22 protein-coding genes and 1 other RNA gene are annotated in these 22,846 nt (G+C 44.2%); 21 read left to right on the forward strand and 2 right to left on the reverse strand.

Features of this window, described 5'->3' with window-relative positions:
• Position 1: 1 nt before the first annotated feature.
• The 11 genes from ACLTWA_RS00445 to ilvC all read left to right on the forward strand — a co-directional run bounded on the left by ACLTWA_RS00445 (position 2) and on the right by ilvC (position 11,994).
• Positions 2–817, forward strand: a complete 816-nt coding sequence (locus ACLTWA_RS00445) for an ABC transporter permease (protein WP_412325592.1) — start codon at positions 2–4, stop codon at positions 815–817.
• Between the two features lie 11 nt (positions 818–828).
• Entirely contained in the window at positions 829–1,638 is an 810-nt protein-coding gene (locus ACLTWA_RS00450) for an ABC transporter permease (RefSeq protein WP_412325593.1), read from the forward strand.
• Positions 1,639–1,694: 56 nt separating this feature from the next.
• Positions 1,695–2,867, forward strand: a complete 1,173-nt coding sequence (locus ACLTWA_RS00455; RefSeq protein WP_412325594.1) for an ABC transporter substrate-binding protein — start codon at positions 1,695–1,697, stop codon at positions 2,865–2,867.
• Positions 2,868–2,901: 34 nt separating this feature from the next.
• Entirely contained in the window at positions 2,902–4,281 is a 1,380-nt protein-coding gene (hydA, locus tag ACLTWA_RS00460; RefSeq protein WP_412325595.1) for a dihydropyrimidinase, read from the forward strand.
• A 4-nt stretch (positions 4,282–4,285) separates the two neighbouring features.
• Positions 4,286–5,794, forward strand: coding sequence for an NAD-dependent dihydropyrimidine dehydrogenase subunit PreA (preA, locus tag ACLTWA_RS00465; RefSeq protein ID WP_412325596.1), 1,509 nt, complete (start codon positions 4,286–4,288; stop codon positions 5,792–5,794).
• Between the two features lie 24 nt (positions 5,795–5,818).
• Positions 5,819–7,045: a Zn-dependent hydrolase gene (locus ACLTWA_RS00470; protein ID WP_412325597.1), complete on the forward strand. Its 1,227-nt coding sequence runs from the start codon at positions 5,819–5,821 to the stop codon at positions 7,043–7,045.
• A gap of 144 nt (positions 7,046–7,189) precedes the next feature.
• Positions 7,190–7,651, forward strand: coding sequence for an SsrA-binding protein SmpB (gene smpB, locus ACLTWA_RS00475; protein ID WP_412325598.1), 462 nt, complete (start codon positions 7,190–7,192; stop codon positions 7,649–7,651).
• 58 nt (positions 7,652–7,709) lie between these two features.
• On the forward strand, positions 7,710–9,695 hold the full coding sequence (locus ACLTWA_RS00480; RefSeq protein ID WP_412325599.1) for a BMP family ABC transporter substrate-binding protein: 1,986 nt from the start codon (positions 7,710–7,712) through the stop codon (positions 9,693–9,695).
• The gene (locus ACLTWA_RS00485; protein WP_412325600.1) at positions 9,673–10,278 is read left to right on the forward strand and encodes a metallophosphoesterase family protein; all 606 of its coding nucleotides are present in this window, start codon (positions 9,673–9,675) and stop codon (positions 10,276–10,278) included. The genes ACLTWA_RS00480 and ACLTWA_RS00485 overlap by 23 nt, the downstream gene beginning before the upstream one ends.
• Before the next feature lie 99 nt (positions 10,279–10,377).
• Entirely contained in the window at positions 10,378–10,878 is a 501-nt protein-coding gene (gene ilvN, locus ACLTWA_RS00490; protein WP_394522272.1) for an acetolactate synthase small subunit, read from the forward strand.
• Positions 10,879–10,983: 105 nt separating this feature from the next.
• Positions 10,984–11,994 (forward strand): ketol-acid reductoisomerase, encoded by a 1,011-nt coding sequence (ilvC, locus tag ACLTWA_RS00495; protein ID WP_412325601.1) that lies wholly within the window; start codon positions 10,984–10,986, stop codon positions 11,992–11,994.
• Between the two features lie 72 nt (positions 11,995–12,066).
• On the opposite strand, the gene ACLTWA_RS00500 is transcribed toward ilvC, so the two are convergent.
• A complete protein-coding gene (locus ACLTWA_RS00500) occupies positions 12,067–12,966 on the reverse strand; it encodes a LysR family transcriptional regulator (RefSeq protein WP_412325602.1) in 900 nt (299 codons plus the stop codon).
• 144 nt (positions 12,967–13,110) lie between these two features.
• Between ACLTWA_RS00500 and leuC the strand changes: the two genes are divergently transcribed.
• The 5 genes from leuC (at position 13,111) to ACLTWA_RS00525 (ending at position 17,259) form a co-directional block, all read left to right on the forward strand.
• A complete protein-coding gene (gene leuC / locus ACLTWA_RS00505) occupies positions 13,111–14,376 on the forward strand; it encodes a 3-isopropylmalate dehydratase large subunit (protein WP_412325603.1) in 1,266 nt (421 codons plus the stop codon).
• 12 nt (positions 14,377–14,388) lie between these two features.
• Positions 14,389–14,877, forward strand: a complete 489-nt coding sequence (gene leuD / locus ACLTWA_RS00510) for a 3-isopropylmalate dehydratase small subunit (RefSeq protein ID WP_412325604.1) — start codon at positions 14,389–14,391, stop codon at positions 14,875–14,877.
• Between the two features lie 134 nt (positions 14,878–15,011).
• Entirely contained in the window at positions 15,012–15,485 is a 474-nt protein-coding gene (gene ybaK, locus ACLTWA_RS00515; protein WP_412325605.1) for a Cys-tRNA(Pro) deacylase, read from the forward strand.
• A 308-nt stretch (positions 15,486–15,793) separates the two neighbouring features.
• A complete protein-coding gene (locus tag ACLTWA_RS00520) occupies positions 15,794–16,681 on the forward strand; it encodes a cell wall hydrolase (protein WP_412325606.1) in 888 nt (295 codons plus the stop codon).
• 113 nt (positions 16,682–16,794) lie between these two features.
• Complete coding sequence (locus tag ACLTWA_RS00525; RefSeq protein WP_412325607.1) at positions 16,795–17,259, forward strand: YhcH/YjgK/YiaL family protein; 465 nt, start codon at positions 16,795–16,797, stop codon at positions 17,257–17,259.
• A gap of 55 nt (positions 17,260–17,314) precedes the next feature.
• On the opposite strand, the gene ACLTWA_RS00530 is transcribed toward ACLTWA_RS00525, so the two are convergent.
• Positions 17,315–18,280 carry a pectinesterase family protein gene (locus ACLTWA_RS00530; RefSeq protein ID WP_412325608.1) on the reverse strand — a complete coding sequence of 322 codons (966 nt, stop codon included), beginning with the start codon at positions 18,278–18,280 and terminating at the stop codon, positions 17,315–17,317.
• Positions 18,281–18,449: 169 nt separating this feature from the next.
• Between ACLTWA_RS00530 and ACLTWA_RS00535 the strand changes: the two genes are divergently transcribed.
• The 5 genes from ACLTWA_RS00535 to ACLTWA_RS00555 all read left to right on the forward strand — a co-directional run bounded on the left by ACLTWA_RS00535 (position 18,450) and on the right by ACLTWA_RS00555 (position 22,834).
• Entirely contained in the window at positions 18,450–19,094 is a 645-nt protein-coding gene (locus ACLTWA_RS00535) for an HAD family hydrolase (protein WP_412325609.1), read from the forward strand.
• Positions 19,095–19,153: 59 nt separating this feature from the next.
• Positions 19,154–19,924, forward strand: a complete 771-nt coding sequence (locus tag ACLTWA_RS00540) for a GNAT family N-acetyltransferase (protein WP_412325610.1) — start codon at positions 19,154–19,156, stop codon at positions 19,922–19,924.
• Positions 19,925–19,956: 32 nt separating this feature from the next.
• The gene (locus tag ACLTWA_RS00545) at positions 19,957–20,211 is read left to right on the forward strand and encodes an HPr family phosphocarrier protein (RefSeq protein ID WP_412325611.1); all 255 of its coding nucleotides are present in this window, start codon (positions 19,957–19,959) and stop codon (positions 20,209–20,211) included.
• A gap of 78 nt (positions 20,212–20,289) precedes the next feature.
• Positions 20,290–20,468, forward strand: a non-coding RNA gene (gene ssrS, locus ACLTWA_RS00550) — 6S RNA.
• Positions 20,469–20,557: 89 nt separating this feature from the next.
• Positions 20,558–22,834, forward strand: a complete 2,277-nt coding sequence (locus ACLTWA_RS00555; RefSeq protein ID WP_412325612.1) for a SpoIID/LytB domain-containing protein — start codon at positions 20,558–20,560, stop codon at positions 22,832–22,834.
• The last annotated feature ends 12 nt before the right edge of the window (positions 22,835–22,846 follow it).

Consider the following 22,846-nt stretch of genomic DNA (forward strand, 5'->3'; position numbering starts at 1 on the left):
TATGATTCCAATCAAAAAAATACTTTCTTCCAGGTACACGGTAACGTTTGTATGGGTGGTCGGTCTTATTATTCTGTGGGAGATAGGAGCGACTGTAATCGAAGGAACCAAACGGTCACCGGAAAATGTGCTGCCCCATCTGTATCAGATCCTGGGATCAGTGTTTGAAACCAATAAGGTAAACGGGACCCAGACTGCCTTTGAAATGGTACTTGGCAATGCGGGAATTACATTTCTCCGGGCCGGGATCGGCTTTATCATCGGAGCGGGAGTTGGCTTTTTACTTGCACTTTTAATGAATTTGTTTTTACCGGTGGAAAAGATTTTGTTCCCCTATCTGATGATGATTCAGATGATTCCCATTCTTGGTATGGCTCCAATCGTTCTTGCCATAACAAAGGATATTAATAAAAGCCGGATCATCATTGCCGCGATCCTGACCTTTTACCCGGTTGCAACCAACACTCTGGCGGGATTTAAATCTGTTTCCAGGGAAAAGCATGAGCTGATGTATTCCCTGGCAGCAAGTAAATTTGAAGTATACCGGAAATTATTGATTCCGTCTTCTCTGCCGTATTTTTTCACTGGGTTAAAGATATCGGCGCCGATGGCGATCACAGCCGCAATCCTTGTCGACACCTTGCAGGGAGGTGCCGGACTGGGAACCGCCCTTTCCCAATCCTTAAAACATGCAACTACCATCTATATCTTCTGGCAGATTGTATTTTTAAGTGCAATTGTCGGGATTTTAAGTTTTTATCTTATGGTCTTATTGGAACAGACCATATCGCCCTATAAGAAAAAGAAGAAAAAGTAAAAGGAGAGGACATGAAGAAAAAAAGATATTTCAAATGGGATAAACAGTCTGCCGCCACGGTACTTTATCCGGTGCTCTTTGGTATCCTTTTGCTGATTCTATGGCAGACACAGCTGTTGCATAAGATGATCGGAGCAGATACATTCGCACTTCCCCTTCCTGGCAGAATCCTTAGAATCATTATGGATAACGGACCAGCGATTTTAAAGAATGTAAAGGCAACGGTGCTTGTAGCAGCCGGAGGACTTTTCTGCGGTTCCCTGATCGGATACCTTCTGGGAATCATTGCAACCGTCTTTCCCAAATGGGGTGCCGGCGGCTTAAGCATTGCATCTGCGGTCAGCGCAGTTCCGATCATTGCAATCGCCCCTATCTTAAATAACCTGACAAAGGATTTTAGCGATGATGCCAATGTAAGAAGTATGCTGGCAAAGACCATTGTTGTAACAATAACCTGTACGGTAGCCATGAGCATCAATGCTTACAGAGGGTTGAATGAATTAAAACCATTTTCACTGGATTTGATGAAAAGTTATGCGGCAAGCAAGACAACGGTCTTTTTAAAGCTGAGGATACCGAACAGTGTGCCCTACATATTTGTAGCCTTAAGAGTCAGTGTACCTGCCAGCATCATCAGTGCTTTAGTCAGTGAGTATTTTGCTGAGTTCATCATAGGAGTAGGAAGGCAGATCCGGGAAAACATCGTACTTGCCCAGTATGCAACGGCCTGGGCCTACATTGTAGTCGCCTGTGCAATCGGAATCATAATGTATGGAATATTGCTTGCAGCAGAAGGTACCTTGCTGAAGGGAAGAAAATAAGTAAAAATCCCTTGAGCTTTATAAGATAACAACTATTATTTGAGGAGGAATCATCTATGAAAAAAACAACAGGAAAATTAACCGCAGCAGCATTGACCCTTGCGCTTACCACCGCCGCCTTATCGGGCTGTGCAGGTGCCCCGGAGAAAGAAACAACTCAGGCAGCAGCAGCAGAGAGTACGACTGCCAAGGAAACGGGCACCACCCAGGCAGCAGCAGAGAGTACAGGAAAATATTATTCTGCCAGCGCCACACCAGAAGAGGTTGTAGTGGATGCAGCAAGCAAAGGAAAGGTAGGCAACTGGGGGCTTGGCAATGAATACGAGGTTCAGGCTCTATTGACCAAATATGGCCAGAATACCGATTTCCTGAGTCAGGCGTTTGATATGGATGGCTTTGATGATGACTCCATTCTTTTGGCTTCTGCAATGACCTATAACGAACTGGGACTTGTAAAGAACAGTTATAAAGGCGGCTATGCCTATGGGGATTCCGTAAAATACATCGATATGAATGAGGAAGGCGTAGCAATGCTTGAGGATAATATCTTTACCACAAGGGAATTTGCCGAGGCAAATCCAAACACGGTAAAAGCATTCGTCCGCGCTTCCATGAAAGGCTGGGAATATGCCTGCGCGAATCCGGAAGAAGCCGCTGAAATCGTATTCAATGCCGGTTCCTCCGTATCCAGTGAGCATCAGGCTTATATGGCAGAAGAAGTAAAAAAATTAGTGGAAACAGATACAAAGGGCAATAAAGTCGTAGACCTTGGAAAAATGGATGATGAGGCGCTGCAGCAGACGCTTGATCTTGCCAAACAGTACATTCAGTTAGATGACAGCACTGCAGCAGAAAAATTACAGACATTAACCCTGGATGATTTCCGTGATGCGTCTTACTGGACGGATGCGATGAGCGGTGCAGAACTGGGAGCACCGGAAAAAACAGATGTATCCATTCAGTTAAAATGGCTTCCGCAGGCACAGTTTATGGGATATTATGTGGCAGAAGCAAAAGGCTATTATAAGGATGCCGGTTTAAATGTGACCATCACACCAGGCGGCGGAGATATCGGTGAGACGACAGCTGTAAATTCCGGTCAGGTAGACTTTGGCGTGACCTGGGATGCGAACCTGATCGCAGCAAATGCCGGAGGAATGAACTTGATCGCCGTGTCACAGGTATATCAGAGATCCGGTTTGGTTCTTGTATATAAGGTAAACGAATAAAGCACTGTTGATTATCTGTTAAGGAGGAAGAACCATGGATTTATTAATTAAGAATGGAACCATTGTTTCGGCAGAGGAAACATTTGTCGGTGATATAGGGGTAAAAGACGGGAAAATCGTATGCATTGGAACGAATTTGCCGGTTGATGCAAAAAAGGTGGTGGATGCTTCCGGTAAGCTGGTTTTACCTGGAGCCATCGATGCACATACCCACCTGGCAATGCCCTTTGGAGGTACGGTTTCTGCCGATGGTTATTTATCCGGAACAAGAGCTGCAGCGTGCGGCGGTGTGACCACAGTATTCGATTATCCGATCCAGAGAAAAGGAAAGGGAATCGTAGAAACCGTTCAGGAAAGAAAGGAAATGTGTGACCCGGAAGCCTGCGTGGATTATGCATTCCACTGCTGTATTACTGATTTGAACGAAGGTGCTGTTTTAGAGGAATTTGAAGCGGCTGTGGATTATGGAATTACCAGTTTTAAATGTTTCCTGGTCTACAAAAAAGAAGGTATGATGGTGGATGACGGAACTCTGGTCCGCATCCTCAAAAAAGCAAAGGAAGCAGGGGCGATCACCAATATCCATGCGGAAAATCCGGATGTCATTGACTTAAATATCGAGCAGTTTAAGGCGGAGGGAAAAACCTCTGCCTGGTATCACTATTTAAGCAGACCGGAATATGTGGAGGCAGAAGCTGACAAACGGGCGGTACACTGGGCAAAATCGGTAAACGCACCTCTCTATATCGTACATATGGCAGATAAGGAGGGGTTAGAAGCAGCCGTTGCCGCAAAGAGGGACGGTTATCCGGTTTACATTGAAACCTGTCCCCAGTATCTGGAATTTACCTGTGATGTTTATAAAAGAGAAGACGGCAGAAACTTTGTATGCTCTCCTCCTATGAAGGATCAGGAAAGTCAGGATGCGCTCTGGAAGGCAGTTATGGATGGAAGCATAGATACGGTGGCAACCGATCATTGTCCGTTCCAAAGCCATGAAAAGGACTGGGGAAAAGACGATTTTACCAAGATTCCAAACGGCTGTGCAGGAATCGAAAATCTATATCCATATATGTTATCCAAAGCCAATGAAGGAAAAATAAGCTTCAACCGTGCGGTGGAACTCTGTGCCACGAATCCGGCTAAGATCTTCGGCTGCAGCCAGAAGGGTTCTCTGACTGTTGGAAAAGATGCGGATATCGTGATCTATGACAAAGATAAGGATTTGACCATTTCCGTTGACAACATGCATTCTGATTATGATCACACCATATGGGAGGGCATTAAAGTACACGGATATCCGGTACAGACTTATGTGAGAGGAACACTGGTATATGATCAGGGGGAATTTGTAGGAACTCCCGGATATGGATCTTTTGTAAAGAGAGAGCCTCAAAAATATAGTTTGGAGTGATAGAATGGATAAATTATTATACAAAGAAACATCTCTTTTAGAGGAAGCCGGCGGTTGTCTATTGTGCAGCGAGGCCCCCTGCGCCAAAGCGTGTCCTTACGAACTGGAAACGGATAAAATAATACGCTGCTACCGTTTTGAGAATAAGTCAGGAGCCATCAACCGTCTGCCAAAGGATTTGCCCTGTCATGACTGTACCGGCAAGCCCTGCTTGTCAGCCTGCTTGAAAGGGAAAATCAATTCACCGGTGCCAATTCCTGATATGTTTGAAAAACTATCCTCCTATACGAAACCGAAAAAGGAGGATGTGGATTTATCCATAGATTTTTGCGGGGTTCCATGTGAAAATCCATTCTTTTTATCTTCTTCCGTGGTAGGAAGTAATTACGAAATGGTAGCAAAAGCCTTTGACATGGGCTGGGCTGGCGTCGCCTTTAAAACCATTGGTGTTTTTGTCCCTGATGAGGTATCTCCCAGATTCGATGCTCTGAAAAAAGAAGCGCTTCCGTTTGTAGGATTTAAAAATATTGAGCAGATTTCAGATCATACCCTGGAAGAGAATCTTGCATTCATCAGAGATTTAAAAAGAGATTACCCCACAAAAATATTTGTTGCTTCTATTATGGGCCAGACGGAAGAGGAATGGACTTATCTTGCGAAAGTGGTAACAGAAGCCGGTGCAGACATTATCGAATGTAATTTCTCCTGTCCTCATATGGCAGGGGATGGGTTAGGCTCTGATGTGGGTCAGAATCCAGAACTGGTTGCAGCTTATACAAAAGCAGTGAAAAAGGGGACCCATCTTCCTGTTCTGGCGAAAATGACACCCAATATCGGCCATATGGAAATTCCGGCACTTGCAGCAATGCAGGCAGGCGCAGACGGCCTTGCGGCCATCAATACCATAAAAAGTATTATGAACGTGGATCCGGACACCTTTGTATCCGGGCCTTCTGTGAAAGGAAAAACCAGCGTGGGAGGTTATTCTGGGAAGGCAGTAAAACCTATTGCTCTCCGGTTTATCCATGCCATGAAGACCCATCCGGAACTGACCGGTGCTCCCGTCAGCGGAATGGGCGGAATCGAAACCTGGAAAGATGCATTTGAATTCATGGCACTGGGCTGTGAAAATATCCAGGTTACGACATCGGTCATGCAGTATGGCTACCGGGTGATCGAGGATATGATAGAAGGAATGAAATATTATCTAAGTACCCACGGTTATAAAAGCGTTCGTGAGATCGTAGGTAAGGCACTGGTTCACACCATACCGGCGGATGAACTGGAACGGGATTCCATCTGTTATCCAAAATTTGACAGAAAAAAATGTGTGGGCTGCGGCAGATGCGTGTTGTCCTGCTACGACGGAGGGCATCAGGCGCTGAAACAGGCAGAGGACACACAAAAACCGGTGATGGACGCTAAAAAATGTGTGGGCTGTCATCTTTGTGCCCTGGTGTGCCCGGTAGGGGCTATCTCTGCAGGTACCAGGGTAAAAAAGAAAAGGGCCTAGAAAAGATAACAGGAGGTAAACAGCATGATACAGTGCGATTATAAAAGAATGGAAGAAAAGATCAAAACCTTCAGCCAGTTCGGAGATACTGGAAAAGGCGGAATAACAAGGTTTTCCTTATCAAAGGAAGCGTTGGCTGCAAGAAAAGAATTTGTAACGCGTATGGAGGCACTGGGCGCTTCCGTTGTTACAGATGATATGGCAAATATATATGCAACCATACCTGGAACAGAAGATCTGCCAGCCATTCTCTCAGGCTCTCATATGGATTCTGTACGGCAGGGAGGTAATTACGACGGGATTCTAGGCGTTTTGACTGCAATGGAAGTGGCAGAGACGATTGTAAAAGAAAAAATACCACACAAACACCCGATTACAGTTATGGTATGGACCAACGAAGAAGGTGCCAGATTTGAACCGGCAATGATGTCTTCCGGTGTTATCTGCGGGAAATTTGACAAGGAAGCCATGCTGGCTTCAGAGGCAAAAGACATTCCCGGATATACCTTTGGTAAGGCTTTGGAGGAAAGCGGTTATAAGGGGAAAGAAGAAAACCGGCTGGATCCTTCAAGAACAAAGGCACTGGTGGAGCTTCATATTGAACAGGGACCGGTACTGGAGGCAGAAGGAATTGATATCGGAGTCGTAGAAGGCGTCTGCGGTATGATTAATTATGAGTTTACCTTTACGGGGCAGGCAGGCCACGCCGGGACCACCCCTATGAAATACCGGAAGGATGCTCTTTATGCAGCCGTAAAAACCATTCAGTACCTTCATGATGAGCTGGATCAGCTGGACAGTAAACTGGTTTACACCACAGGCAAGATTTCAGCCCACCCCAATATCCATACCATAATACCGGATGAGGTGAAGATCACCCTGGATGCCAGACATCAGGATCCGGAAGTGATTAAACAGGTGCTTGCAGTCATAAAGAAGATTCCAGGTGTTGTGGAGCAGTGTAAAGTCAGCTATGAGGAAGCATGGTCACGCAAGACCGTAGGCTTTACTGCGGAACTGGTGGATTATGTGGAAAAGAGTGCACAGGAGTGCGGATATTCCAACCGGAGAATCTACAGCGGGCCGGGCCATGACGCCCAGTTTGCCATTGATCTGGTTCCTACTACCATGATATTTGTACCAAGTGTAGGCGGTCACAGCCATTGTGAGATCGAATATACACCGGTAGAGAATTGTCTCAAAGGGGCCAATGTTCTTTTGAATACGATTTTACATATTGATAAACATTAATAAGAAAGAAATCCTCCCGGATCTATGTTTGAGAAAACATGGAGCCGGGAGGATTTTATTATGGAAGGATTTCTTCATTAGACCTTTACTAAAAATAAACAATGTAGTATCATAAATTATACGTAATTACGGAGGTTAGTTGATTTGGGAGAAAAAATTAAACTCATAGCCAACAACAAAAAGGCATATCATGAGTATTTTATTGATGAAAAATATGAGGCAGGTATCGAACTGGCGGGAACGGAAGTAAAATCTATCCGCATGGGAAAGTGCAATATCAAAGAAGCCTTTGTAAGGATTGATAAAGGGGAAGTTTATGTCTATGGAATGAACATCAGCCCCTATGAAAAGGGGAATATATTCAATAAGGATCCCCTTCGCATCAGGAAGCTTTTGCTTCACCGGGCAGAGATTGTCAAACTTGATGCCAAGATCGCCCAGAAGGGCTATACTCTGGTGCCTCTCCAGGTATATTTTAAGGGGAGCCTGGTAAAGGTGGAGATTGGACTTGCCAGAGGTAAAAAGCTGTATGATAAGAGAGAGGACATTGCCAAAAAGGATCAGAAAAGAGAGATAGAAAGAGAATTTAAGGTGCGGAATCTATAATTGCGGTCTTATCAGATCTTTAGCAACAAACCGCAGGGAATAAGGGGAGGATAAGCGGATGGCACTATATGATTATGTTGGGGCATTAAGAAGGGGACGAAAACAGTATCAGGCATCTGTAGCGAAAGGGGAGTATCCGTATCTTCCGGTTCTGGACGATATATTATCTTATACCGATATCGTTTCGGAAGTGAATCTGGGAATCATGGACATTCCTCTGGAAAAGATCGTGGGAACAAAGACGGAAGGGCGTACCAGCGCTTTTGCCAATAATTTTATGCCGCTCTTGTCTGAAAAGTCAGAGTTTGGAGCCAAGTGGGCCTATCTTTATGATCATCAGATCCAGGAAGGCATTCATGATCCCATTGTGGTTTATGAATTTATGAACCAATACTATGTACAGGAGGGAAATAAACGTGTCAGCGTATTAAAGTATGTGGGCGCGTTCAGCATTGCAGCTTCGGTCACTCGTCTGATTCCCAGAAGGACCGATGATTTGAACAACCGGCTGTATTATGAATTCCTGGATTTTTATCAGGTATCCTTTAACTGTGATATCTGGTTCAGCAAAGAAGGAAGCTATGACAAACTGTTAAAAGCCATGAATAAGAATCCCGGCGAGCAATGGAGCGATGAGGAACGGCTGGTGTTTAAATCGGCATATGACCGGTTTTCCATGGCCTTTCATGCATTTGGCGGTGATGATTATGACATGACCTGTTCGGATGCATTCCTTATTTATGTGGAACTGTTCGGCTACCGGACCGTAAAGGACCGGGTGGAGAGACAGATGAAAAAGGACCTGGTGAAGATAAAGGACGAGCTTCTTCTTGCGTCCAGAGGCAATAAGATTGCTTTATTGGAGCAGCCGGAAGAGGTTGAGGATATGGCAGAGAGCAATCCTTTAAAGATCATTAACTGGCTCCTCCCGATTCAGATGATCGAACCTCAGATGTTAAAAATTGCTTTTATTCATGCAAAGACCGCTGAGACCTCAAGCTGGACCTATGGGCATGAACTGGGGAGAATGTATCTGGAGCAGGCGTTTGACGGCACCATGGAAACCATGGCCTTTTTCCAGGCAGATTCAGAGGAAGAGACGGCCAATGCATTGGAAAATGCACTGGCGGCCGGCTGTAACATGATATTTACCACCGCTTCACCGATGATCAACCAGTCCGTTAAGACCGCAATCAATCATCCGGAAGTGAAGATTTTTAACTGCTCGGTGAATATGTCATATTCCTCGGTCTGCACTTACTATGGAAGAATGTATGAATCAAAGTTCCTGATGGGGGCACTGGCCGCTTCCATGTCAAAGGATGATAAGCTGGGGTATATTGCGGATTATCCCATTTACGGGACTATCGCCAACATCAATGCATTTGCTTTAGGGGCAAGGATGATAAATCCCTATGCAAGGGTACATCTGGAATGGTCCAAAGTGATTGGACGGGATGCCCATGCAGAGCTTGAGAAGGAAGGAATCACCTTTATTTCCGGCGATGATATGATTACACCCAAAACTCCCACAAGAGAATACGGACTGCATCAGAAGCTTCCGGATGGCACTCTTAGAAATCTGGCGACCCCAATCTGCCATTGGGGAAAGTTCTATGAAAGAATGGTTAATATTACCTGTCATGGGGCTTCTGACAGAAAAGAGCTGAAAGGCAAGCAGGCCATTAACTACTGGTGGGGAATGTCGGCGGATGTGATTGATGTAATCTGTTCCAAGAGCCTTCCCCATGGGACCCAGCGTCTGCTTAACTTTCTGAAACATTCGATTCGTGCGGGAAGCTTTCAGCCTTTTGTGGGCATCATATATTCCCAGGATGGAAAAACCCAGTGTGAGGAAGGCGAAAGCCTTACCCCGGAGGAGATTACTACGATGAGCTGGCTGGCAGAGAATGTTGCTGGCAGAATCCCGGCCTATGAGGAACTGACGGAAGAAGCAAGGTCACTGGTACGGCTCCAGGGCCAGGCAATTTACGAGAATACGGATATGGAGGAACAGGAGCGTGAAGATTCTGGTATTGGCTGATCAGGAGTCAAAGTCACTCTACGATTTCTATACACCGGAAAAAATAAAAGACATAGACATGATTATTTCATGCGGAGACTTAAGAGCAGAATACTTATCGTTTTTTGCTACGCTTTCCCGTGCCCCGGTGTTTTATGTTCGTGGAAACCATGATTGCCAATATATGCATTGTCCGCCCGAGGGATGTACCTGCATTGAGGATGACATTGTGACATATAAAGGAATCCGGATCATGGGACTGGGAGGTTCCATGGAATATATACCGGATGCTCCGAATCAGTTTACGGAACGGAAGATGGAACAAAGAATCCGGCGCATGTGGTGGAAGCTTAAAAAGAATAAGGGGTTTGATATATTAGTTACCCACGCTCCGGCTTATCAGCTGAATGATCTGCCGGACCTGCCGCATATGGGATTTTCCTGTTTTCGGGACCTGATGGATAAGTATACCCCCCAGTATTTCCTGCATGGGCATGTTCATGCCAATTATGGAACTTCTTTTAAGAGAATTGATCAATACGGAGGCACAACCGTTGTCAATGGATATGAATATTGCATCATTGAATATCCGGCCTGTCTCTGATATAACTATAAATTATAATACACATTCCTTTTATTTAATTGACAAATAGAAGTTAGATTGCTATTATTAAAATCACTATACAAAAAGGCAGGGATAAGGATGGAAAGAATCGTATTATCATTGTTGGTTGATAACACCTCCGGCGTTTTGAGCCGTGTGGCCGGTCTGTTCAGCCGCCGTGGCTATAATATAGAAAGCTTGACGGTGGGTGTGACTGCAGATGAGAGATATTCGAGAATGACAGTGGTGTCCATCGGGGATCAGGAAATCTTAGACCAGATTGAAAATCAGCTCAGAAAATTGGAAGATGTAAGGGATATTAAAGAACTGAAACCGGGCTGTTCCGTATTCAGAGAACTTATTTTGGTCAAGGTGCGTGCAAACTCCGGAGAGCGTCAGGCGGTAAGTGCCATTGCTGATATTTTCAGAGCAACCATAGTTGATGTGGGAAAGGATTCTTTGACCGTTATGCTGACCGGTGACCAGTCAAAGCTTGATGCGCTTATTAACCTGCTTGAAGATTATGAGATTTTAGAACTTGCCAGGACTGGCTTGACCGGTTTATCCAGAGGGTCCGGCGACATTCGGTATCTGCCATAATTTAACTTGCTAGCTAGAGGTATTGCCAAAGGCGGACAGAGAGTCGCCGGCATGGTTCCTTTAACAAAATATATTACGAGTCAATCTATGAGGAGGAAATAAAAGATGGCAAAGATTTACTATCAGGAAGACTGCAATTTATCCTTACTGGAGGGTAAGACCATTGCAGTGATTGGATACGGCAGCCAGGGCCATGCGCATGCGCTTAATTTAAAGGAGTCCGGATGTGATGTTATTGTAGGACTTTATGAGGGAAGCAGTTCCTGGGCAAAGGCGGAGGCACAGGGATTAACCGTTTATTCCGCAGCAGAAGCTGCAAAGAAAGCTGATATCATCATGATCCTCATCAACGATGAGAAACAGGCGGCTCTTTACAAGGAATCCATCGAGCCTAATTTAAAGGATGGCGACATGCTGATGTTCGCTCACGGTTTTGCAATCCATTTTGGTCAGATCGTTGTTCCAAAGAATGTTGATGTTACCATGATTGCACCAAAGGCTCCCGGACATACGGTTCGCAGTGAGTATCTTGTAGGAAGAGGAACTCCATGCCTTATTGCTGTTCATCAGGATTATTCCGGCAAGGCAAAGGACAAGGCTCTTGCCTATGCATTGGCACTGGGCGGTGCAAGAGCAGGCGTTTTGGAGACTACCTTTAAGGATGAAACAGAAACAGATCTTTTCGGCGAGCAGGCTGTATTATGCGGCGGCGTATGTGCTCTTATGAAAGCCGGATTTGAAACACTGGTTGAAGCCGGATATGCTCCTGAGAATGCATACTTTGAATGTATTCATGAGATGAAGCTGATCGTTGATCTTATCTTTGAAAGCGGATTTGCAGGAATGAGATACTCCATTTCCAACACCGCAGAATTCGGTGATTATATCACAGGACCAAAGATCATCACAGATGAAACAAAGAAAGCCATGAAGCAGGTACTTACTGATATTCAGGACGGAACCTTTGCAAAGAACTGGTTGTTGGAAAATCAGGTAAACGGCACTCATTTCCATGCCATGAGAAACAAAGAAGCATCTCATAAGTTAGAACAGGTGGGAGCAGAGCTTCGTAAGCTTTACAGCTGGAATGATGGCGGTAAATTAATCGATAACTAAGCTGCTTTCTGCAGATTAAATAAAAAACAGGCCTCCGGAACAGGCATTGCTTTTCCGGGGCCTGTTTTTTGCTTATTTACTGCTCATTCCGACTTTCACTGCATCAAAAAAGTTCTCCATAGCCGTAGATATTCCGCCTGGGTTATAAGCAAACCCTACGGTTCGCTTTTTAATCTCTGTTTTCAAAGGAATTAAAACAAGTTCTTCCTGATCCAGCTCTTTCTGCACAAAGTCCTTGATCACACATCCGATTCCCATGCCGATTTTAGCAAATTCTATCAGCAGGTCCATGGTGGTCACTTCTAAAAGCTGTTTGGGTACGATTTGATTTTCGCTTAAATATTCATCAATGTATTTTCTGGTCATATTTTTCTTGTCCAAAAGCAGGATGTTCCCGGTCTCAAAAAGATCAGCCCCACGGCCTTCTCTTAAATACAGGTTATTGAGATAAGATTTTGTAGCGACGAATACATCCTGAATTTCCATTATTGGTGTAAATAAAAGGGGACGGCGGTTGGAGGGCTCAGCAATTAATCCCAGATCGATTTTCTGCTGTTCCAGCATGGCGACCGTGTGCGCCGTGGACTGGCTTTCTATCGTAATCTTAATATGAGGATACTTCTCAATGAATCCCTTTAAATAGGGGAGAAGAATATATTTGCACAAAGTATTGCTGACACCGATTCTCAAGTGACCGATGTGAAAATCTTTAATGCGCTTTAACTCCTGTTCTCCCTGAAACAATGCTTCAAAGGCCGTTTTTGTATGGTCGTACAGAAGTTTTCCTTCATCAGTAAGCTGTACGCCTCTGGAATTCCTGGTAAATAGAGAAACTCCCAGACTTCCTTCCAGTTTGCTGATGGATTTGCTGATCGCTGGCTGGCTGATAAACAGCTCTTTTGCCGCTTTGGAAATATTACCTGCCTTTGCAACTTCAAAGAAAATCTTATATTGAGATAAGTTTTGTTCCATGTTTAAATATCCTCTCATTTCATAACCAATTATTATATTAAATATTCATATTATGTATTTCTATTATATCAATATGTATGTTAGAATGTAAAGCAGTAAAATGACAGAGGTTCATTTCAAGGAAATAACAGGAGGACGCGGACTATGGGAATGACGATGACCCAGAAAATTCTGGCAGCTCATGCGGGGCTTAGTGAGGTAAAAGCAGGACAGCTGATTGAGGCGGATTTGGACCTGGTTTTGGGAAATGATATTACATCACCGGTTGCAATTAAGGGAATGGAGAAATTTAACAAGGAAACAGTTTTTGATAAAGATAAGATTGCCCTTGTTATGGACCATTTTATACCAAATAAAGACATAAAATCTGCGGAGAATTGCAAATGCTGCCGTGATTTTGCGTGCAGCCACGAAATTACCAATTATTTTGACGTTGGACAGATGGGGATCGAGCATGCTCTGCTCCCTGAAAAAGGATTGGTAGTTGCCGGAGATGCAGTCATCGGAGCAGATTCTCATACCTGTACCTATGGTGCACTGGGAGCATTTTCCACAGGAGTCGGCAGTACTGATATGGCGGCAGGAATGGTAACCGGAAAAGCCTGGTTCAAAGTGCCTTCTGCCATTAAATTCGAGCTGATTGGGAAACCATCCCGATGGGTCAGCGGAAAAGACGTAATACTTCATATTATAGGGATGATCGGAGTAGATGGTGCGCTTTATAAATCCATGGAGTTTTCCGGAGACGGAATCAAAAATCTTACGATGGATGACCGTTTTACCATCTGCAATATGGCCATTGAGGCTGGCGGTAAGAATGGAATCTTTCCGGTGGATGATCTGGCAATCCAGTACATAAAGGAACATTCCAAACGTGATTTTAAGGTCTTTGAAGCCGATGAAGATGCAGAATATGAAACTGTGTATACCATTGATTTATCAAAGCTGGAGCCTACGATTTCATTCCCTCACCTTCCGGAGAATACAAAAACCTTTGGCATGTTTGACGAGATAAAGGTGGATCAGGCAGTAATTGGCTCCTGTACCAACGGCCGTCTTGATGATATGCGCATCGCAGCTGCCGTGTTAAAGGGGCGTAAGGTTGCTAAAAATGTGCGCTGCATCGTGATTCCTGCAACACAGGAAATCTATCTTCAGTCCATGCGGGAAGGGCTTTTGGAAATCTTTATTGAAGCAGGGGCGATTGTGAGCACTCCTACCTGCGGACCGTGTCTGGGCGGATATATGGGAATCCTTGCAAAAGGGGAACGGTGTATATCCACGACGAACAGGAACTTTGTAGGGCGCATGGGCCATGTAGAGTCAGAGGTTTATCTGGCAAGTCCTGCAGTAGCCGCCGCAAGTGCAGTTACCGGGCGGATATCGGCACCGGAAGAATTGGGATTATAGGAGGTATCAAATATGAAAGCGCGTGGATCTGTTTTTAAATATGGGGATAATGTAGATACGGATGTTATCATTCCGGCAAGATATTTGAATATTACGGATGGTGATGAACTGGCAAAGCACTGTATGGAAGATATTGACAAGGATTTTGTTACCAAGGTAAAAAAAGGAGATATCATCGTTGCAAATAAGAATTTTGGCTGTGGGTCTTCCAGGGAGCATGCTCCCTTGGTGATCAAGTGTGCAGGAGTCAGTTGTGTGATTGCTGAGACATTTGCAAGAATCTTTTACCGCAATGCGATTAACATCGGACTTCCTATTATAGAGTGTCCGGAGGCTGCAAGAGCCATTAAAGCCGGTGACGAGGTTACGGTAGATTTTGACAGTGGGATTATTACCAATCAGTCGACCGGGGAATCCTTTGAAGGTCAGGCATTTCCGCCTTTTATGCAGGAGATCATATCCGCAGGTGGGCTGTTCCCCTATATTAATAAGAAGAAATAGCTGTAAATTTTATGGAAAAAGGGTCCGTAATTGTCAGATATTGTATCTGATAATAACGGACCCTTTCCTTTGAATCATTGAAATTACGCCAAAGGAGTATTATAATTAGAAAAAAATACAGGGAGAGGAATTATATGGTTAAGACAAATGCAATGCGCATGCTCGATAAAGCGGGCATTCTTTATGAAACAATGGAGTATGAAGTGGACGAGCATGATTTATCCGGCAGCCATGCAGCTGATCAGATGGGCGTGGATCATGGAAGTGTTTTCAAAACTTTGGTGTTAAAAGGGGAAAGAACGGGATATTTGGTATGCTGCATTCCGGTGGATGGAGAACTGGATTTGAAAAAAGTGGCGAAAGCAGCCGGAGATAAGAAGGTGGAGATGATTCCTATGAAAGACTTACAGGGCATTACCGGTTATATTCGAGGGGGCTGTTCCCCGGTCGGCATGAAAAAACTATATCCAACATTTATCGATGAATCAGCCCTCAAATACCCTCAAATCGCGGTCAGCGGGGGATTGAGAGGCCAGCAGATCACTCTGGCTCCTCAGAGTCTGGTGGACTTTATAAAGGGTAAAGTTGTAGGATTGACGCAAGATTAGTTTACATAAAATCAAAAATGAGTGGACTGGCTTCCTCTGGAAAAATAAATAATTAACAGAAATGTAACATTATTGTAAAAGGTTAATTATTGAAATATACAAAAAGTAAAGGATAAACAAGGTTAAAGTAGTACAATTGTAATAAAAAATAAAAAAGAGATAAAATTCAAAAGTTAAAATATCACAAAAATGTTAAATCCCCATTGACTTTTTTAACATGCTTCTTCTATAATTACGGCTGTCACCCGGAAACGGTTGTGGAATACGTTCACAGCCAAGGCAAGTGAGATAATAGAAGAGGAGTATGTATGCTTACACTACGCTCTATCCTTCAGCAGATTAGTCAATTCTTCAGAGGGATGGCCATTAAGGTCACAAAGAAGATGTACCGTTCATCCGCAGTTTTTATGACGGGAGCGGCTGTCATTACTGTTGTTGCGTTTACCTCAACAGGATTTGGAAGCAGCGGAAAGAATGCGCTGACAGCGTTTGCAGAAACGCCGGCATTAAGTGATGCTGCTGATGAGGGAAACGTTGAAGAAGAGGAAACAGTTGCACAGGCAAAAGTACAACTTGCGCTTACCGACGCTAAGATACAGGCACAGCAGTTAGCCGGTAATCTACTGGTTAAAGAGGTTATTCAGAAGCAGGAACTGGAAGAAGAATCCCAGGCCCGTATAAAGCTCATTAATACTCAGATCGCCATGGAAGAAGAGGCGAAGCGGCAAGCGGAAGAAGCAGCTAAAAAAGCAGAAGAAGAGAAAAAAGCAGCAGAAGAAGCAGCCAGGAAGGCCGAAGAAGAGAAGGCGGCCAATGCAATGAGTGTATCACAGGATGATTATCAGGTCCTGTTGCGGATCGTTCAGGCAGAAGCAGGAGTTTGTGATGATAAGGGCAAGATTCTTGTAGCAAATGTAATTTTAAACCGGGTAAAGAGCGGTAAATTCCCGAATACGGTAAGAGGTGTGGTTTATTCGCCCTCCCAGTTTTCCCCAGTATCAAACGGAAGGATCAATACGGTAAAAGTAACGGATGATACCACACAATGTGTCAACCGTGCGCTTGCTGGAGAAGATTATTCGGAAGGAGCATTATATTTTATGAACCGCAGAGGATCAAAGAGCGGAGCGGTCCGTTGGTTTGATTCACGGCTGACTTATTTATTCCGGCATGAAAACCACGAATTTTTTAAATAATAACATAAAAAAGCATTGTGAAATATTCTGCTTTGGGTGTATACTATACTTAACTGCGGTTCCCTTTTCGGACTGCTGTCGAATGATACTATACACAAAAGGAGAGTACGATTATGATTTTTGACTCAGCAAAGAACCTTGATTTTTACAGAAACCTTGGGGTGGATGGAAGATACGCGAAAGCGATTGATTTTCTGAAAAACACCGACTTAGAGAACCTGGCGCCAGGTAAGTATGAGATTGACGGCAAGAATGTTTTTGCCAATGTGCAAGAATATACAACAGTTCCTTGGGAAGAAGCAAAGTTTGAAACACACCGTGATTATTCTGATATCCAGTATATGATAAAAGGTACTGAGACCATGTCATATGCACCGATCGACGAGCTGAATGTAAGTGTACCATATAACGAAGAAAAAGATGTTGTATTTTACGACAATGAAAATCCAGGCTTGAAGGTGGTTGTAAAGGCTGGAGAATATATGATATTCAATCCTTGGGATGGTCATAAACCAAAGGCAGCTGCCGGTGAACCGGCACCAATTAAAAAGGTTATTATTAAAATCAAAGAAAATTAATGAAAACGGGATCCGGTCCAATCATATGGACGGGTCCCGTTTTCGGACTTCCTTCTTATGGTCTCCAGTGATCTGAGCCGGAAAGAACGGCTTCTCTGGTGTATTTATATAAATCCTCTTCCTTCAGACGAACGATCCAGTCCGGCCGCATGTCCATAGTGGCTCCGGGTCCGTAGCTGCCGTATTCCGCATAAAAGGCATGTTCATGCGCAGCTTCCTTGTTCCAGTCGTGCCAGCCCTCTTTGCAGATGTGATCATCCATATAGCAGTTGATAAGTACTGTTTTTGCATACTCTCTCCAGGGACGGCCAAGGTAAGCGTTCTCAGCCGGGCAGTTGCTTTCAAAGCGGCAGCCGGACATGACATAACCATATTCCTGGCCTTGTGGTGTGCTGGCTGCAGTTACATAGCTGCTGATTTCCTTGCCGGTGTATTTGGAGAAAAAGGTGCAGTCTTCAAAATAGGCAGTAGCGCTTCCAAAGATAAAATCAATGTCTCCCTCAATGTAGCAGTTCTTATAGTACTGGCGTCCGTTAATACGGGGCGCATGCTGCTTGGGGCCGATGAATCCGTTGACTTCCACTTCTTTTGGAGGAAGGGGGCCGGTAAACAAAGTGTCCTGGTTTCCTAAAAGGCGGCAGTTTTCAAAAACCAGCCGGTCTCCGTCTGCATAAAGAGCCAGAGCCTGTCCTACTAAAGTTCCCGGCCCTGCACTGTTTTCAAAGGTAATATTTTTTGCAGTAAAATCATGAGTATCGATCAAACTGGAATAGGTGCGGAAGGTTCCGCGTTTCATACCGTCGTCCATAAGCATTCTGGCGTAGAGTCCGTAGGAAAGAATGGTACTCTCTGCCTCCTCGCCGATAAAGGTCACATACGGAACGGTTACGGTAATCTGTTCCTCGTAAAAGCCTTTATGGATAAAGAGAACCTGTTCGGAAGTATTGTCTTTTGGCAGGGAATTCAGTGCTTCCGTAATGCTTTTAAAGTCCCCGGTGCCATCCTGCGAAATGTGAATCATAATTAACCTTCTTTCTACTTGTGTATAAAATTCAAAACATATACTAAATATACTTAATTTCGGCTTATTTTGCAATAGAAAACATTGACTTTGCAGAATGCGAATGAGATAATGGGAAAAATTTCCCTGGACAGGAAATCGACACGAATTGTTGAATGAAGGAGGAATCATGGAAAAAGAGCATTTGCTGTTTGACTTAGATGGAACGCTGACAGATCCAAAAGAAGGGATTACCAAGTCTGTTCAGTATGCACTGAATGCATTTGGAATTCAGGCAGAGGACAGGGAAACGTTATGCCGCTTTATTGGACCGCCGTTAAAAGACAGTTTTATGGAGTTTTACGGATTTACGGAAGAAGAGGCCATAAAGGGAGTCGCCTCTTACCGGGAATATTTCCGGGAAAAAGGGATGCTGGATAATAAAGTATATGATGGAGTACAACAGCTTTTAAAATCCCTGGTTCAAAGAGGAAAGAAGCTTTATGTGGCATCTTCAAAGCCGGAGGTATTTGTAAGGAAAATATTAGAGCATTTTGAACTGGACTCTTACTTTGTCTTTGCAGGCGGCGGCGACTTAGAGGGAACAAGGGACAAAAAGGCAGATGTCATTCGGTATGTTTTAAAAGAGTGCCAGCTGGCGGACCTTTCAAAGATTGTCATGATCGGAGACCGGAAGCACGATATTCTGGGTGCAAAGGAAGTTGGAATTGATTCTGTGGGAGTGCTTTACGGCTATGGCAGCAGGCAGGAATTAGAGGAGGCCGGAGCAGATTGGATTGCAGAAACGATTTTTGATTTGCAGAATCTTTTATAGTGTGCTATACTGGGTCTCTAACAAGGGACAGTCCTTTTGGTTTCAGGAAGGAGGATCTTATGATAGAACTGGGTAAAGAAAAAAGACAGATCATCAGACATATGTGCGGCGAGGCGGACGGTGTGCTTCCTCGCGGTGCGGCAGAAGGCCGAATGGGCCGGGTTTGGGTACCGGAATTAGGGAATCCATCGTTTTGTTTGATTCAACTGGGTAATTTTGCATACTTGTTCGGCATATGTCCGAAAGGTGAAACTGCCATGGAACTGAAAAAACAGCTGCTTTTGCAGTGCAGCCATGGATTTATCACTCCTTCCGATGTGCGTTGGGCGGAATGGCTGGAGGAAACTTTTGCAGGTGAATTCAGAGTTCTGTCCCGATATGCCATGAAAAAGGACAAAAACCGTTTTTCCGAGACGGTACTGAGAGGATTTTTAAAACTCTCATCGCCTGGGCTCAGGATAAAGAAGATGGATAAGAGATTATATCATCTGGCGCTTAAGGAAGAATGGAGCCGTGAGTTTTGTTCCAATTTTGATTCGGCAGAAGATTTTTTGGAGAATGGACTGGGCTATGTCATATTAGATGGCAATGCTTTAGTTTCCGGCTGTTCCGCTTACGGAATCAGCGACGGCATGATTCAGGTCAAAGTGGCAACAAGGAAAGAGTACTGGCGCAGAGGACTTGCATTAGCCTGCAGCGCAAGTTTTATTCTTTCCTGTCTGGAACAGGGAATAAATCCAAGCTGGGATGCAGATAATATTCCATCAGCAGGACTTGCAGAAAAACTTGGATATATTTTTGAAAAAGAATATCAGGTATACGAGCTTTAAATGTTTAAGCATAGTTCAGGAGGATACTTAAGATGAGGAAGGTGGAGATCGGTTTTTGGGGGGTTGAATCTATCCTTGAATTTGTCACGATTGCCAGTAAGTTTAAAGAGAGGATACAGCTGGTTTGCGGCGACAGCACTGTGAATGCAAAATCACTGCTTTCCGTACTTTCTCTGGCAAAGGTGGAAGGAGTGGAATTAATGATCCAGGAGGATTCCTGTGATTCTCTTTTAAAGCATCTGGAACTGTATGTAGATCATGGAAGACTGCTTGGCAGTAAATATTAAATGAAAACTGACAGGAAAAGGAACTTGAAAATAAGATCAAAGTGGTGTATACTAAGTCCCATAGAAGCAATCGGGAAGTAATTCCTGGAATGTGCGACACTCTTACCTTTTTTGAACCTACATTATGACATTTGGGATTCCAATATTTTCAGATGGATGTCAGGCCTCCGTAGCAGTGGAAGGCAGAAGTCTGAGTGAGGTTGCCCACCTAGCAACGCTAGGCGTCAATAAGTAAGAACCGGCATTTTGGGGTTACTAAAGAAAAAAGCAGCGAGCAATCGCTGCTTTAACTTTACTCAAAAGTATGGTAGAGTAGAGGAAAATAAAAAGAAATTAAGAGGAGCGCATGAGTAAAAAGACATTTATTGGATTTGTTGTGGGAATTCCTCTTTTGGTTTTGTTTCTCATTGTGATCATCCTGGTTAATGAACCGGAACCGGAAGGGATATCAAGAGGGCTGGCTTATAAGTCGGCAGCTCTTCTTCTGACCGACCGTGAAAGCTGTGAGAAAGCGCTGGCAGAACAAAAGCAGGAATATTTTCCGGAAGCAGAGAAGAATAACTGGTATGTGAAGTACATGAGCTATCTATACGCAGAAGGTTATTTGGACCCCGGGGAAGTGCCCGCAAAAAAAGAGACAGCAGAAGGATTTCTGACCTATAAAGATGGGGAACGTTTAGCAGAGGCGCTTGTTCCGGGAGCAGGAAAAAGCTTTCATGTGGGAAAGAAAAAACAGAACAAACAGATTTCGGCAGATGAGTGGTGGAATTTATATGCAGAGCTTAGAAAGACTCTGGATGGTGAGGGGAAAATCAAGGAACTTGATGTTCTTCTTTATGGCACACCTACCAATATTAAGACGGCTTCTCCCTGGACAGCCTATACAAATGAAGGCGAATACCAGTTTGAAGGAATAAGTCTTGATTCATACATAGACTGGGAACTTAAGATCCTTGTCAAAGGCAATGAGATCATTGCCATGAGAGAAGCAGTAACCGATTCCGTCACTTATAAGAACGTCTGGCTTACCACCGGAGATAAAGATACTTTTTTTGTGAATTTAGGTTCCGTGCAGCGCAGCTTTCCTTTGGAAGCCTCTATGGGACAGACCGAAGAATTTGCCAATAATCTGGCGGACCTGACATTAAAAAAAGGAAAGCTGCAGAAGGTTACCATGAAGAAAAAAAAGATATCCGGAAAGGTACTTTCGGTCAGGGATGATTCGATTGAAATAGAAGGCTACGGAAGCCTGAAGCTGGATAAAGATTTTAAAGTATACCGGCTGTATGGGCAGTTTGAGGAACGGTCCATATCCGATATTCTTGTAGGATACGATATCCAGGACTTTGTCGTGGCTCATGGAAAACTTTGTGCGGCATTGCTGGTAAGGGAATTTGATGCGAAAAGCATCAGGGTTTTGCTGATGAATACCAATTTTCAGTCGATTTTTCATCCTTCCGTCACCCTTTCAGCAGAAAGCGGACTTACCCTGTCTTATGGCGATGAGACGGTTCAAGTGCCTGCAAAAGCAGAGGTTGTGATCGACCCTTCCGATGAGCGGTTAAAGGATGGACGGATTGTTGTATCACCTTTGGAGAAAGGAGATTCCATTTCCGTTAATTCCATATCCAGATCCTATGGGACTCCTTCCTATGACGGCAGCATAGAGATACGGAAGGATAATGAAGGGCTTCTTCTTATCAATGAACTCTATCTGGAAGAATATTTAACAAAGGTAGTGCCGAGCGAGATGCCGGACAGCTATGAAAAAGAAGCATTAAAGGCTCAGGCCGTCTGTGCAAGGACCTATGCCTATCGTCAGATACAGAGCAATACCTACAGCAAATACGGCGCTCACGTCGATGACAGCACCCGGTTCCAGGTTTATAACAATCTGCCTACCGCTTCAAAGACCCAGGAGGCCGTACGGGAAACCTACGGAAAGCTTTTGTTTTACGGAGGCGCACCGATTGAAGCATTTTATTTTTCCACCTCCTGCGGTCATACGACGGACGGAAGCGTGTGGGGGGGAGATCCTTCTAAGTACCCTTATCTGGATGGCAGCCTGCTACAGGATAACAAAGGGGTATTGAATTTATCTACCAATTCAGATTTTGAAGAATTTATAAAGAATAAGGATTATCCATCTTATGATTCTTCGTTTCCGATGTACCGTTGGGAAACTACAGTTACCAACCGGCAGCTGGAAGAGGAGATTACGGAGGTCGGTTCCATCCTGAATATCACTGTCACAGAAAGAGGTGTGGGAGGAATTGTAAAGAAATTAAGAGTGGAAGGCTCTGATGGTGTCATGACGATCAGCGGCGAGGGTCAGGTAAGAGCCAAGATGGCTAATAAATATATGGTTCTTACAAGAAAAGACGGAACGGTCATGAAAAACTTTGAATCCCTTCCAAGTGCTTACATTGCAATCGATAATCAAGGCGTGGATGATAAAAATATTACTACCTTTCATATATACGGCGGGGGCTTTGGCCATGGAGTTGGAATGAGCCAGAATGGTGCTCAGGCCATGGCAAAGGAAGGAAAAGGCTACGAGGACATTCTGAAATTCTTTTATAATGGTGCAGAAGTTCAGGAAGCGAATCAAGGAAAGTCATGAGACTGACGTCTG

Origin of the sequence: Lacrimispora sp. (assembly GCF_046972725.1) — a bacterium.
GTDB lineage: Bacteria > Bacillota > Clostridia > Lachnospirales > Lachnospiraceae > Lacrimispora.

Excerpts from the sequence above, each read along its gene's own strand:
- preA (WP_412325596.1), top strand. The coding sequence starts at position 4,286 with ATGGATAAATTATTATACAAAGAAACATCTCTTTTAGAGGAAGCCGGC.
- leuD (WP_412325604.1), top strand. The coding sequence starts at position 14,389 with ATGAAAGCGCGTGGATCTGTTTTTAAATATGGGGATAATGTAGATACG.
- ybaK (WP_412325605.1), top strand. The coding sequence starts at position 15,012 with ATGGTTAAGACAAATGCAATGCGCATGCTCGATAAAGCGGGCATTCTT.
- ACLTWA_RS00525 (WP_412325607.1), top strand. The coding sequence starts at position 16,795 with ATGATTTTTGACTCAGCAAAGAACCTTGATTTTTACAGAAACCTTGGG.
- ACLTWA_RS00470 (WP_412325597.1), top strand. The coding sequence starts at position 5,819 with ATGATACAGTGCGATTATAAAAGAATGGAAGAAAAGATCAAAACCTTC.
- ACLTWA_RS00535 (WP_412325609.1), top strand. The coding sequence starts at position 18,450 with ATGGAAAAAGAGCATTTGCTGTTTGACTTAGATGGAACGCTGACAGAT.
- leuC (WP_412325603.1), top strand. The coding sequence starts at position 13,111 with ATGGGAATGACGATGACCCAGAAAATTCTGGCAGCTCATGCGGGGCTT.
- ACLTWA_RS00540 (WP_412325610.1), top strand. The coding sequence starts at position 19,154 with ATGATAGAACTGGGTAAAGAAAAAAGACAGATCATCAGACATATGTGC.
- ACLTWA_RS00545 (WP_412325611.1), top strand. The coding sequence starts at position 19,957 with ATGAGGAAGGTGGAGATCGGTTTTTGGGGGGTTGAATCTATCCTTGAA.
- ACLTWA_RS00530 (WP_412325608.1), bottom strand. The coding sequence starts at position 18,280 with ATGATTCACATTTCGCAGGATGGCACCGGGGACTTTAAAAGCATTACG.
- ACLTWA_RS00555 (WP_412325612.1), top strand. The coding sequence starts at position 20,558 with ATGAGTAAAAAGACATTTATTGGATTTGTTGTGGGAATTCCTCTTTTG.
- ACLTWA_RS00450 (WP_412325593.1), top strand. The coding sequence starts at position 829 with ATGAAGAAAAAAAGATATTTCAAATGGGATAAACAGTCTGCCGCCACG.
- ilvC (WP_412325601.1), top strand. The coding sequence starts at position 10,984 with ATGGCAAAGATTTACTATCAGGAAGACTGCAATTTATCCTTACTGGAG.
- ilvN (WP_394522272.1), top strand. The coding sequence starts at position 10,378 with ATGGAAAGAATCGTATTATCATTGTTGGTTGATAACACCTCCGGCGTT.
- hydA (WP_412325595.1), top strand. The coding sequence starts at position 2,902 with ATGGATTTATTAATTAAGAATGGAACCATTGTTTCGGCAGAGGAAACA.
- ACLTWA_RS00480 (WP_412325599.1), top strand. The coding sequence starts at position 7,710 with ATGGCACTATATGATTATGTTGGGGCATTAAGAAGGGGACGAAAACAG.
- ACLTWA_RS00445 (WP_412325592.1), top strand. The coding sequence starts at position 2 with ATGATTCCAATCAAAAAAATACTTTCTTCCAGGTACACGGTAACGTTT.
- ACLTWA_RS00455 (WP_412325594.1), top strand. The coding sequence starts at position 1,695 with ATGAAAAAAACAACAGGAAAATTAACCGCAGCAGCATTGACCCTTGCG.
- ACLTWA_RS00520 (WP_412325606.1), top strand. The coding sequence starts at position 15,794 with ATGCTTACACTACGCTCTATCCTTCAGCAGATTAGTCAATTCTTCAGA.
- ACLTWA_RS00500 (WP_412325602.1), bottom strand. The coding sequence starts at position 12,966 with ATGGAACAAAACTTATCTCAATATAAGATTTTCTTTGAAGTTGCAAAG.